This window comes from Shewanella sp. MBTL60-112-B2 (assembly GCF_019655055.1).
Classification (GTDB): Bacteria; Pseudomonadota; Gammaproteobacteria; order Enterobacterales; family Shewanellaceae; genus Shewanella.
This window is the reverse complement of sequence record NZ_BPFA01000001.1, coordinates 1-13,600: the sequence shown is the minus strand read 5'-3', so window position 1 is coordinate 13,600 and position 13,600 is coordinate 1. Positions and strand designations below refer to the sequence as shown.

The 13,600-nt window shown below is 43.3% G+C and carries 8 protein-coding genes; 6 read left to right on the top strand and 2 right to left on the bottom strand.

The window, feature by feature from the left end; genetic code table 11:
- The first annotated feature begins 121 nt into the window (after positions 1 to 121).
- The 4 genes from K5Q73_RS00040 to K5Q73_RS00025 all read left to right on the top strand — a co-directional run bounded on the left by K5Q73_RS00040 (position 122) and on the right by K5Q73_RS00025 (position 5,294).
- A complete protein-coding gene (locus tag K5Q73_RS00040) occupies positions 122 to 688 on the top strand; it encodes an NAD(P)H-dependent oxidoreductase (protein ID WP_220758757.1) in 567 nt (188 codons plus the stop codon).
- 53 nt (positions 689 to 741) lie between these two features.
- Positions 742 to 1,989 (top strand): NupC/NupG family nucleoside CNT transporter, encoded by a 1,248-nt coding sequence (locus K5Q73_RS00035; protein WP_220758758.1) that lies wholly within the window; start codon positions 742 to 744, stop codon positions 1,987 to 1,989.
- A 319-nt stretch (positions 1,990 to 2,308) separates the two neighbouring features.
- The gene (locus K5Q73_RS00030; protein WP_220758759.1) at positions 2,309 to 2,968 is read left to right on the top strand and encodes a DUF2076 family protein; all 660 of its coding nucleotides are present in this window, start codon (positions 2,309 to 2,311) and stop codon (positions 2,966 to 2,968) included.
- Positions 2,969 to 3,251: 283 nt separating this feature from the next.
- Positions 3,252 to 5,294 carry a S9 family peptidase gene (locus K5Q73_RS00025; RefSeq protein ID WP_220758760.1) on the top strand — a complete coding sequence of 681 codons (2,043 nt, stop codon included), beginning with the start codon at positions 3,252 to 3,254 and terminating at the stop codon, positions 5,292 to 5,294.
- Between the two features lie 60 nt (positions 5,295 to 5,354).
- On the opposite strand, the gene K5Q73_RS00020 is transcribed toward K5Q73_RS00025, so the two are convergent.
- Entirely contained in the window at positions 5,355 to 5,720 is a 366-nt protein-coding gene (locus K5Q73_RS00020; RefSeq protein WP_220758761.1) for a DUF805 domain-containing protein, read from the bottom strand.
- Between the two features lie 473 nt (positions 5,721 to 6,193).
- Between K5Q73_RS00020 and K5Q73_RS00015 the strand changes: the two genes are divergently transcribed.
- A complete protein-coding gene (locus K5Q73_RS00015; protein ID WP_220758762.1) occupies positions 6,194 to 9,790 on the top strand; it encodes a hypothetical protein in 3,597 nt (1,198 codons plus the stop codon).
- Between the two features lie 110 nt (positions 9,791 to 9,900).
- On the opposite strand, the gene K5Q73_RS00010 is transcribed toward K5Q73_RS00015, so the two are convergent.
- Positions 9,901 to 11,619 carry a toxin-antitoxin system YwqK family antitoxin gene (locus K5Q73_RS00010; RefSeq protein WP_220758763.1) on the bottom strand — a complete coding sequence of 573 codons (1,719 nt, stop codon included), beginning with the start codon at positions 11,617 to 11,619 and terminating at the stop codon, positions 9,901 to 9,903.
- 1,015 nt (positions 11,620 to 12,634) lie between these two features.
- Between K5Q73_RS00010 and K5Q73_RS00005 the strand changes: the two genes are divergently transcribed.
- Entirely contained in the window at positions 12,635 to 13,465 is an 831-nt protein-coding gene (locus tag K5Q73_RS00005) for an enterotoxin A family protein (RefSeq protein WP_220758764.1), read from the top strand.
- Positions 13,466 to 13,600: the final 135 nt, after the last annotated feature.

Genomic DNA, 13,600 nt, shown 5'->3' with positions numbered 1-13,600 from the left:
CAGCTCCAGACCTAAATAATGTAAACCTTATAAAACCAACGGCATCCTCATTGTTATCACTTTGAGGGGAGACTGTGTGCACTTTTGACATTACTTTTTGACTAATTTTAAGTGTATAAAAATGAAACAAAGCCAATGCGAGGTTCTGCTTATTTCGGGTCATCCAGATCTCAGCCGATCCGTTGCTAATATTGAAATCCTTAAACGACTCGAGGCTTTAGATCTATTTAAGATCCATAGACTCGATGAAGTTTATCCAAACTATCAAATTGATGTTCAAGTTGAGCAGGATTTACTGACGAAAGCCGACGTTATCGTGCTGCAGTTTCCGCTTTACTGGTCCACCTATCCTGCTTTGATGAAGCTGTGGTTTGATGAAGTATTTACCTACAACTTTGCCTTTGGTCCTAACGGTGACAAGCTAAAAGGCAAAAAAGTGATCTTATCAATTACCTGTGGTGCAACTGAAAGCTCTTACCAAGCTGGCGAGTTTAACTTCTTACCTCTTGAGCAATATTTACAAGCCGCTATGCATCCCGTTAAGGCTGCACAGATGGAAATAGTCGACACGGTAATCACCTTCGAGATGAACTCAACACCTGATGAAGGTGGCGATCAAAACACCGTGATGCAATTAGCTCAACAGCATGTAGAGCGCTTAACCCATTTAATCAATCAACTTACTTAATTAACCGATTGTCATCAGCTTAATTAATCAATTTCATAATAGGTCTTTCCATCATGTTTCAATCCATATTAGGTATCGCAGCCCTACTTATCGTAGGCTACCTTTTCTGTAATGCTAAAAAACAAGTTAACTGGCGTACAGTTGGTGGCGCACTGCTCATCCAATTAACCATTGCAGGCTTTGTATTAGCCACCAGCTTTGGTGAAAGCGTATTACTTTCTTTATCAAACGGCGTAGCCAATGTTTTAGGCTTTGCATCTAAAGGTATTAGCTTTGTGTTTGGTAACCTAGTGACATTCCAAGTCGAGAACTTAGGTTTCATCTTTGCATTCCAAGTATTACCAGCCATTATCTTCACTGCATCACTCGTTAGCTTACTGCACTATATGGGGATCATGGGCTTTGTGGTTAAAGTACTAGGTGGCGGCCTACAAAAGCTTATTGGTTCGTCGAAAGCCGAATCAATGAACGCCATTGCCAACACGGTATGTGGTCAAACAGAAGCACCACTATTCGTTAAGCCTTGGCATCCACACCTAACTAAATCAGAGATCTTCGCCATCATGGTGGGTGGTTTAGCATCGATTGCGGGCTCTGTATTAGCAGGTCTTGCTGGTATGGGCGTTGAAGTTCGCTACTTAGTTATGGCGTGTTTTATGAGTGCGCCAGCAGGTCTACTATTTGCCAAATTGATGATCCCAGAAACAGAGCAGCCTGTGAATGATGTACCAGCGCTGTCTGATGATGAAAAGCCATCAAACTTTATCGATGCTATTGCTAAAGGCGCGATTGCCGGTATGCAAATTGCCGCGGTTGTGGGCGCGATTTTGATTGCCTGTATCGGCTTAATGGCAATGCTAAACAGCATGATTGGCTGGGCTGGCGGCTTATTTGGTTTCGAAGGCGTCACGCTTGAACTACTCATGGGCTATGCATTCTCGCCTATCGCTTGGTTAATTGGTGTGCCTTGGGCTGAAGCCAATATTGCCGGTAACTTTATTGCGCAAAAGCTAGTACTGAACGAGTTTGTTGCTTACGCAGGTTTTGCACCTTACATCTCTGGTGAAACTGTAGTTGCTGCAACAGGTGAAGTGATGTCACCAAAGTCTGTTGCTATCATCACTGTGGCACTTTGTGGCTTTGCTAACATTGGCTCTGTGTCTATGGTGGTTGCAGCGCTAAGCACCATGATCCCTAACAAGTCGAGCTACATTGCTTCTGTTGGTATGAAAGTACTTTTAGCCGCAACTCTAGCTAACCTATTATCGGCGACCGTTGTTGGTCTATTTATGTCTTTCTAAGACGGCGATTCTAGCGTCATAATCTATCAATGCTTAGTTCTAGGTTATCTGGAACTAAGCATTTTTTTAGTCTTAACTCCCACCTCAACGCCCCCTTCAATCCACTATCAGTACTTTATCCAAAGCAGCGAGCTTTTAGATAAAACTCTCTTAATCTTTGTAAGTTTTTAAAGCTGCTTGTTTGTTAAATGTTGTTAACTGATAGTTATTTAAGCTATTGATTAGCTGATTAATTATTAGTTATACGCACTATGTGAACCTTAGGCTAGGATGCACGTCAAATACGTAAAGACGTATCCTTACATTTAGGAATTTAACAATGACTCCGCAAGAACAAGAACTAATCCAAAACGTAGCTAACAAATTAAAGGCTAGTCCAAACAAGCCAAAAGATGCTGAAGCTGAAACCCTAATCAGCCAAGAAATCGCTTCTCAAGAAGATATCGTTTACAAGCTAACTCAAGCGGTTCTTGTACAAGAGATGGCACTTAAAGAGCTTAAGTCAAAGAGTGACTTCTTACAGACCCAAGTTGACCACTTCAGAAAAGAGTCTGAGCGTGGCACACTAAGCCGCATGATGGGTGGTGCTAACCCTGCACCGGTACAACCTCAACCTGTACGTCAACCAAGTGCTTTCGGTAGCTTCATGCAAACAGCTGCGGGTGTAGCTGCAGGTATGGTTGCAGGCAACCTAATTAGCAACGCACTGTTTGGTGGCGAAGAGACTGCAACTGCAGAAGCTGCGCCAGAAGTCGCACCTGAAGCTCCTGCTGAAACCGAAGCGCCAACTGAGACTGCAGCTGCAGATACCGCATCTGAAGATACAGGTTCTAGCTTCTTAGATGACAACTCTGGTTTCGCTTCTGAGTATGCAAGTGAAGACACTTTTGCTAACACTGGTTTTGGTGGTGATGAAAGCTTTGGCGGCTTTGATGACGGCGGTTTCGGTGATTTTGGTGGCGACGACGAAGATTTTTAATCTCGTTTAATCGCAGCTAGCATCATAGCTAAAAGCGCAAAAGATAATGGCGGCTGAACTCAAGGTTCAGCCGCCATTTCTATTTGAGTCTCACTCTCTTCTCAATTCTGTTTCTATTCCCTGTAATTAATTTCCGTTTAAAGCAGATGTGTAACCATCTGCAACAGCCTTTTGATATTGATATCCTTTTCGCAATATTCGCGGCTATACTAGCTTCGCCAGTAACAAACTGGCTAAAACACTAATAAAAAACTCAACAAATTGCTCCTAAGGAGAACCACTCGTGAAGAAAGCCGGGATCCTGTTACTGTGCCTGTTAATGCCGATGGCGACAGCATTGGCAGAACAAACCAAACCGCTTTCGGTTGATGTGCTGTGGCAACTTAACCGTATAGGCAGTCCAATTATTTCACCAGACGGCGACAAAATCGTCGCGCCAGTCACCCAATATGATGTGCCTGAAGATAAAGGCTCAACGCAGCTTTGGTTGTTTGATAAAGATGGCACTAGCCAACAAGCACTTACCGCTAAAGGCATGCGCGCCAGCGAAGCCACCTTCTCACCCGACGGTAAAACATTGGCTTTTATCAGCAAGCGCGATGAAGATTCAGCAGGTCAAGTGTACCTATTGCCAATGACTGGTCCGGGCGAAGCACAAAAGCTGACTGATGTGCCAGGCGGCGTATATGGTATGAAGTGGGTGGGTAAACACATCTACTTTATTAGCCGTATTTTCCCGGGTAAAAACTGGGAAGAAATGACTGTACAACTACAAGCTGATAAAGACACTAAAGTCTCTGCTCACCAATGGACTGAGCTACCATACTCAAGCTTCGACCACTGGATTGATGAAGACCGCGAGGCCCATGTATTCCGTATCCCAGCCAAGGGCGGCGAAATCGAAGCTATCACTCAACCGTTAAAGCACCAGCTACCTCGCTCATCACAAAGCGCATCAAGCTATGATATCGCGCCAAATGAGCAGTGGATTGCCTTTACTGCTAACGGTTGGGATGAAGATCTAAAAAACCGCGAAGTTGACCCTAAGATTGATATTTTCTTAGCTAAAATCGGTAGCGGCAAAGCAGAAAACTTAACTCCAGACAATGAAGCGCCAAATAGCAATCCGCAATTTAGCCCTAACAGTAAAACCTTAGCCTTTACCCAGCAGCTGATCCACGGTTTCTACGCTGATACCACGCGCCTAGTGTTGATGGATATGAAACAGCGTCAACCCAAAGTCATTAACGACTCTTGGGACCGCTCAGTATCACGCTTTGGCTGGACTAAAGACAGTAAAGGTTTTTACGCAGCTATTGATGATGCCGCCACCAGCCGTATTTACCACATCAATGCGAAAAACGGCAAAGTCAAAGCCATCACTAAAGACACCAACTTTGGTAAGCCTGTGATGGCCAAAGACGGCACTATCGTTGCGACGAACGACAGCTTCCTATATCCAGCTCGCCTTGTGACCATTAATCCACGCAATGGCAAAACCACCCGTCTAGATAGCTTTAACGACGACATTCTTGCTGACGTTGATATGGGCACTTATGAGTCGGTAACCTACAAAGGCTATAACGATCAAGACATTCAGATGTGGGTACACTACCCACCAGGTTTTGATCGTAGCAAAAAGTACCCGCTGATGATGCTTATTCACGGCGGCCCACACAATGCAATTTCTGATGGTTTCCACTACCGCTGGAACGCGCAGACGTTTGCCTCTTGGGGTTATGTCACAGCATGGCCTAACTTCCACGGTTCAAGTGGATTTGGTCAAGAGTTTGCTGACAGCATCAACCCTGACTGGAAGAACAAGTCATTGGAAGATGTACTGAAAGCGGCGGATTGGTTTGAGCAAAAAGATTGGATCGATAGCGAACGTATGGTGGCTGGTGGCGCGAGCTACGGCGGTTATTTAACTTCGATAATCTTAGGCCAAGAGCACCCGTTTAACGCGTTAATGATCCATGCAGCTGTGTACAACATGTACTCACAGATGGCAGCAGACTTCTCAGTGCACAGTACTCGCTTTGGCAGCTACTGGGAAAAGCCTGAGATCTATAAGTCTATCTCACCGCACTACTTTGCCGAGAACTTTAACACCCCGACCTTAGTGATCCACGGTCAGCTTGATTATCGCGTACCGGTCGGCCAAGGTTTTGAGTTATTCCGTACTTTACAAACCCGCGGTGTTGAATCAAAGATGATCTACTTCCCAGACGAGAATCACTGGATCATGAAGCCAAACAACTCTATCTATTGGTATAACCAAGTAGAAGATTGGATGACTCGTTTTGCCGAGCCAGGCGGACGTTAATCTCGTTCAATAAAAGCAAAAGGCTGCCTATTGGCAGCCTTTTTAGTTGGCAACTAACGCCTAAGCCATCTTAGGGCTCATACCCCAGCTATTCTCTTCAGCTTTACTGTCGAGCACGCAGAAAACGAATATAGTAATCACACCGATTAGTGGTACCAGTAGAATCAGTAACCACCAACCGCTCTTATTAATATCATGTAACCGGCGTACAGTAAGCGCAAGTCCAGGAATAAATACCGCTAGCGCATATAGACCACTAAATAGCCCCATTCCCGTTTCTAGGTTCATGGTACCAAACATCGAGTCAACAAAGGTCAAGACGATGCTAAAGATGATATTGAACAGCGCAAACATCCAATACTCTTTACGTCTTGAGCGGCCACCAAAATCGAAATACTTTTTTAGGGCGAGGAGATACCAATTCATACTTACTTCCTTTTAAGTTCCTTTAAAATTTCTTTAAACAAGTCCAGCCAAACAATGGAGGAGCAGTTAAAGCTTATATAGCGACAAGAGTTTATATCTTCAAGATGAGTAAACAAACGCTGAGGTTGAGACACATCATCCTGATGTGAGCCGCACTAAAACCAGAGAGATTTCAGTACGCCATCCTTATTGCGGAGCCTACCTTACTAATCCAAGCAATCAATGTCCAATCGTTGATAAAAAAACGAGCCACTTACCTGAAGGTCACTTTTCAATCGCAGTAAACATCTACTGGATAATTATCAAACAACTTATTTAGCCAAAACCAAGCTCCATCACAAATCGACACTTTACTGAAACTAGTAACAATCTAAACACCTGTTCTTAAAAGGGTAATAGGCTATTATCCAATCAAAACCTAGCCGTAGCACCACTCTCGGCAGCAATCGATTCAGCGTTAATAGGACAGAAGTATGGACGCATTTAGCCAGCTACAAGTTATCGAATTTAACCGCCACGACAGCGCGAGTATTGAGCAAGCCTTAAAAGCATATCAAGCTCAATTAGAAGCGCATCTAGCCTTTGATAAAGGCGGTCGATTCAACTTGATGTTTATGGATAACAGCAGCGGCACGCGTGAGCACCTGCAACTGGACATGCTACAAGATCAACAGCTAGCAATGGCAGCACTCTCACTCAATCCAGATGGCGGCCACTTAAGTAGTTATCTTGTAAGTGATGAACGTCTGCTGTATCTATCTGAAACCCTATTATTTGCCCTAGCCCTTGAGCATGAGTCGCTCACACCACAGCTACGTAAGACTGCACAAGCCATGGTCAACTACGCCCGCTTTGAAAACGACACCAGTGAGATGTGGCTCGATGACACCCGAGTATTTGGCGCAGAACCCATGTATATGATGGCGGCCAAAGACGCTAATGACGCCACTTATTTAGCGCAGTTTTTTATCCCCTATTGGGATGATGACCATGCGGTAGGCTATGGCGATATGTTGCTAAGCCTACTCAGGAAACATGGTTGGTGCGAGGCTATGATGAACGCCTTTATCTGGTGTGACAATCACAGCTTTAGATTCGCTTTTTACGGCAGTGATTGGGAACAACCAGCCCCAAGATACCAGCCACTTGGGGATTATTTAAAAGCTAATCCAGATAAATACCCACGCTTTATTGAGCTTGTTAAGCAACGCTTTCATGCCCAGCCTGCACTGGTATATAGCCAACATGACTCGCTGGAAGAGCAAAAGCCGATCCTCAATTTATATATCACCTTAATTGCTGAGTGTTGTGGTCTAGACAGTGAAGGGATGAGCGCTGAGCTGGCTGAGCACTTTATTGATGATAGCCTTGAAAATGAGGCGATGGATCTGCAAAATCTGCTAAAGCATGAGCTTAATGGCAAACTCTGTTGTTACGCAGGCAGCATTGCCCGCCAGAAAGAACTGCGCCTTCAACGTGCTGATCGCGAACAAGCACGCGATAAGTATCTAGGCGGACTTAAGATGGTCAACGAGTTTATGCTGAGCCTTGAAAATAGCCACACTCTACTGTCTTACATATCTACTGGTGAAAATCCGGAGATCCTTGATGATATTGAATGCTTTAACATCATCCCTCATAGTGAAAAGCACGCATTAACCTTATATGAAGCCATCCAAGAGTCTTGCTGGGATATGGACGACTTTGATCATGTGCGCGATAACTTCCATGAGGTGATGGAGCACCTAGCAAAAGATTTGCTGCTAGAAGTTGATGAGGACATGAGCGAAGCTGCAATCAATGGCTTTATCAGTCGAGTCAGTGCTCGTGCAGATACGCATTGTAATGATACGGAGACCGCAGCGGCTAACACTCAGCCAGAGAGCCGAGTACGCGACGCGCAAACCATGCTGCGCTTTGTCGACATTTTCTATCGTTTCTTTGGCCAGCAAGCCTTTAATGACGAAATGTGTGACATGCTTACGGGCGAATCAGAGTATCAAGCGATTATCAGCGTTGAACAATACTACGCCCGTTTCATGCCAACCGATGCCACACCAAAGCTGGATTCAGGTGTAAGCAGAACGGAGCAAAAGGCACTTGAAAGCCTACTAGATGAGTTCATCGACATGGGTTATAACCAAATATCGGCTGAAATGCTTAAGCAAACTGATGAGCTATTTGCAAATCGCGCCTGCTTAGACTGCCAAGACTGGCCGGAAGATGAGCTAGGTATCGATGCGCTTTGCGCTTACTTGCTGTTGCAAGATAAACAGCAAAATCAGAATGATGGCTACACCCAAGCCTTGCAAGCAAAGCTAAATGGCGTGTTTGAGCGTGCATTAAACTTGATGCTAGAAAACGCCAACATTTTAGGTGATGGTCCCTGTACTGAAAAAGGCTTAAACGACGTTGAGCAAGCACAAATCAAAGCTTACTTTACCGATACTAATCCTGAGCTTAATCAGCAACAGATGATTGAACTGCTAGACCAGCACCTTTTTAGCCAAGATATCTGTCGTCAGGCATTTTTATACTTCCCTAAAATTAGCCCTGTGCAAAAAAACTATAGCTTCTTAGATGATCATGACGATGACTATCAACGGGTGGTCCTCGCTTGCTTGTGGCTAAAACAACTCGATATCCCCGAAGCCATTAACGCAGAGCGTATTTGGCAACTGCTGATCACTATGGCACCTATTAGAGTTGTTCATGTTGTTGCTAAAGCCTTTAGCGAACATAGCCGTAAATTCAAGTGTGATTCGCCGTTAGATGAAATCAACTTCTTCGACATGCTAAACAGCCACAGCATAGATAAAGCCTTTATCTTGGCTTATCAAGTTGAGCAGTTTAGCACTAGCACCTCACGTACAGGTGATTACCTTAACTTAGTGGAACTGATTGGAGAGCTCGTCGATGAGGACTCAGCGATTATCGATCAGAGCATGCTGGCCGCCGCAAGACGTAGTGATGCTAAGGCGTTACTGCGCGGCCTAGATTACAGCTATCAACCAATAAAGCTAGATTTTCATAAGCACGTGGCGATGCGTTTTCCAAGCATGCCTTTTGCACTCGATAATGAGCTAAAGCAATGCCTGAGTGACTTTATCAAGCTAAACCACAACTCGTGGGAAGAGGTGATTGAGAGCAAATTTACAGACTATGTGAGCTTCTCAGGCTTTGTCACTGACGCTGGCGAGCTACCTAAAAAGTTACGATTACCACTGACATTGCATCCTAATGCCGATCTGAGTCAAACCCGCAGAAACGATAGGATGGATTGGATATGCTGCGAGATCTTGCAGCAGGTTGGCGACGAGCTACAGGTGTTAGTGGCAGACAAGGATACCGTTAGAGATGGCAATCTCTACCTCGGCGGCGAGGTGTTAATCCTTAACGACAAGGTAGACGCCCAAAGCGTTATTGATGCAGTCAAAAACTTACCTAGTCCAGAAGAGCGCCGAAACCAAGTTAACCAAAACCTATGGGCATATCTGCAAGGCGAGCTAGAATATGCTGAGTTTGCGCCGCAGTTTAATCAATATGTCAGCTATGAAACCACGGCCAATTTAAAAGAGTATCGCAGCCATGCGTTAAGCCAGTATCTGTGGCTACTCGATGATGAACGTTGTGGCCGCTTAGTAGAACTTCTCGCAAACCATAGCTACGCAGCCTATAAGGTGTTCACCGATGGCCTTGTAGATAGCTATATGGATCAGCTTGCGCTACAAGGCAAAATGAATTTAGCCACGCGCCTAGCATGCGATGAAGATGATTATGAAGAGGCTGCGTTTCAAGCACTACTCGATTGGCTATTTAGCCGAAACGTTAAACGTGAATATCTACTGCTATATATGATCAAAAAATACCGCCCATGTATGGGCGAATATATTGCCGCCATGGCGCGCCGAGATGAAATCAAACCTTTAATGGGATTTTTACGTATCGAAACCAAAGCCACTTTAGTGGATATTCTTGCTAAACAAGCTAACGGCAGCGAATTTATGACGCTGTTCGCCAAAGAGAAATCACGGAAAATCCGTGATCGAGTTGAGGCGGCATTAAGCTAAGCAGCTTAAACCAACATCTTGAAGTCAATTAGTTTTAACGGTCACTTCAATGATGTAACTAAAAAGCGCTAGTCTATTTTTGCTAGCGCTTTTTATCATACCAATGCTAGTTAATCGGCCTTATCATTAACCAACCTAGGACCTGGGAAGGTCGGGATTTCAAGTTCATCCGGCAAGTTTGGCAGCAGCAATTGCACTCCCTCACGGCCACCTAACGCCTCAACAAACTTCCAGTTTGCGCCACTGTCTTTAGATACCCCAATCAAAGCCGACTCAGCCACTATATCGCCTACTGGCGAGCTCATATTGATTTCCATAGGCAGGTAACCGTAATATTCATCAAGCTCCTCCTGCATATAAATTTTTGTCGGTTCCTTGAATCTTGTCGACTCAAGCTTAAGACCTTCGCTTTGTAACTTATCCATCATTGCTGCTATCTCACGCTTCAATGCAGCTTCACCACCCGCGTTATCAATAACGACACTAAGAGCAAAGCGCATATAGGTGTCGTAATCCTTATCGATAATAGACTGCCTCATGACCTTAGCTGCAACTAACGCCTTGTCGGCAATAAGCTCACCGTTTTGATCGAAATGTTTTTGCTCACCCGCTGCTTGCTGAGCAGCTAAAGTCGTCTGTGACTCATTAATCAATCTAGGCTCTGGGAAAATCGGGATCACAAGCGCATCCGGCAGGTTTGGTAGCAAAACAAGCACTTCCTCGCGGCCAATGGAAGCCTCTACAAATTTCCAGGTTTGGCCGATATCTTTAGAGAACCCAATCAAAGCCGTCTCTGCAACACCATCGCCTATAGGCGTGCTCATATTGATCTCCATAGGCAGGTAAACGTAATACTCGTCCACCTCCTCCTCTTGCAGAAACATTTTTGTCGGCCCGTTGAATATCGTCGAGACCTGCTTAATACCATCACGCTGCAAGTTGTCTATTATTGCTGCGGTGCCAATTTTAAATGCTGCTTCACCGCCCGCATACTCAATCATATAGCTAAAGGCAAAGCGCATATAGGTGTCGTAATCCTTATCGATAATAGACCGCTGCATGACCTTAGCTTCAGTTAGGGCCTTTTCAACAATGAGTTCACCATTTTCGGCGAAATATTTTTGCTCTCCACTAGGTTGCCGAGCAACCAGCGCAGTCTCCCACTTAAGTGCCCCGTTAGGCCAAAACTCCTGATGCGTGCCATTACCATTGACATCGAATAACGTCTTTTCTTCTAGCCTGCCATCTTTAAAATAGCGCTCATTCACACCAATCAACTCGCCATCTTGGTAATTGCGCAAAGTGTCCAAGTGCCCATCGAAGTCATAGTTCTTGAACGTCCCCTGCTTTACCCCATCTTCAAAATACCCCTCTTCTAGGAGTAGGCCATCTTTAGAAAAATGTTTTTGCACACCACTGGGATGGTGAGAATCGAATCTTAAGCTGCCGTCATCAAAAAATATCTGCCAATGACCCACCTTATTGCCATCAAGCTTATAGCCCCGACTCTGCAACTGACCATTTTCATAAAAGTTTTCTACTAGCTCGGGCTTAGGCTCGACCTTAGGCGTTATGGGAAAGTCTGCAGTTTTGATGGAAAAGTTGATATGAATGCTATCGCCTTGTTCACGCTCAGATTCGGGCAGTGTCTTGATAACGACAAGTAGCGCTTCCATCGAACGCTGCAACTGCTCTGTGGCTATGGCGTCAAACTTTGGTGAACCGCTCGGCTCGCTCACCTTAGTGTGCATCTTGCCGCCCGCGTCATAATCCACCGCCACAACCACTTTTAATTGGCTGAATTCGGAATTAGCCTGTGTCTCTTTCACTGCCTGCCCCAAGCTTAAATTGAAACAAGAATTGAAGGTGTCACACTCGATAGGAGTAGGTTTATCACTGCAAGCAGACAACAGCAAAGCTGCCGTAAAACTGGCTATAATCAGTATTTTTTTCATGGGGTTATAGACTCACTAAAAAGATAGCAGACATGCTAGATGAAAATGTCAAATTTGGGGCATATCAGTATGGCTTATGCGTGACAGATCACAGACGATACTCAATATATTAAGTTACAAGTCATAAGCAATGAAATCAGGTGACTACATCAAATGACTAAACCAAAAACACCAAAACTTAGCCATTTATTACTGTGAGCCTAAAGCTAACTAAAGCTAACTAAAGCTAACTAAAGCTAACTAAAGCTAGATAGCATGGGGCTCAAACCACGTATTATACTAAAACGCCCCATTAGCTTTATAAATGTACAACCTATCTCATTTATTTAACTGAACGTAGTGAAACCCTACCACCATTAACAATATGTATCTATTCTACCTATTGGTGGGCCCTATGCTCTAGCAATATGCTCACTCGTCAATTGCTCGGTATCCTTCAATCCCAAATAGATACGCGCGAAATAAATTATTACGTCAAGCAAAAAATTCATTTTTATAAACGCATAACTAGGTTATGCCCAAACAAAGACCTATAAAACCCATATACTCCCCCCGCCTTTCCCCCTCGCAAAAAAGTAATATAAAAATAAATTACAATAACTATTGCATACATAATCCAATTACCAACCAACAAATAATGTTGAAATAATTAAGAACAAATCTATTCCCTGATAAACAGTGAATAAAACTGCATGCAATATTCGATATAAAACAAAAATAAAAAACCTAAAAACAACTTACAATAAAAAATAATAACTTATAACAAAACAAAACAAAGAAAATAAAAACATTAGAGTAATCTTCTAGAATACCTACAGAGTCCCCCCTTGGCTTGGGATGTTTCAATTTTAAAGAAGAAACAAAAACAAATAGCAACGAGAAAATACAAATGAAAAAGTCATTGAAAAACTCAATCAAAGTTTTATTAATAACACTTATAGCAATATGCAATTCACAAGCACAGCAAATTGTCGAATTCAAAGTGTCTTTATTGACTCCTGATGAAATTATTAATTCAGGCGGCGCATTCACGCTTACAGACGACAGTCCTGTTAGTTTATTTTTACATACCCGAGAACTCAGTACAGTACAGCCAGACGCCTATGGGTTCCATAGATTATTAAGCGTCGAAATAAGCAACATGCAAAATTTATTAGCAAGATATAGAGATAGATTTCCAAATATGGCCAATGCAGATGTATATTTCTATCTATTTTCTTCCGCCCCAAATATTATCGACACTCGTTCAGTACTTAGACAATACACTTATTGGCCACCCACTAACCCATGGTATGGGTTAGGAGAACCGAGTGCCGCTATTGGGACCCTCTTTTTCTCTCAAGTTGCTGGATGGTTTGTCATTGAAAGTGGAACAATAGACCCAATCTTTCACGAAAACCCTCATTATGATGGGTTCTATTATAATAATCTTACTATAGCTGAAGCAGAAGATGTTTATGAATTTGCAGGCTTCCCATCGGAACATCCAGCTTGGCGACAAGAACCGTGGTTACATTACGCAATACCAGAGTGTCAAAACCCTCACAACCAAAGACAGTTTAACAACTCCAGTAAAAATAATTTAAGTACAGATCGATATTTTAACTTAAGTGATCAATGCATTTTAGAGAGAAATAATGAAATGTCAGTGAAACTTGCCTCTTTACGATATTTTTTCCGTTTAAATTTAACGAGAAAAATTATAGTTACAATATTCTAAGTATTTTACAAAACAACAACCAAAAGGAGAATGACAAAATTAATGACTATCTTTCAAATAAACTAGCTAACAAAAAGATTAAATATCTAAGTTAAAAATAAATATTAAGGAAACGGAAATGACAAACAAAACATT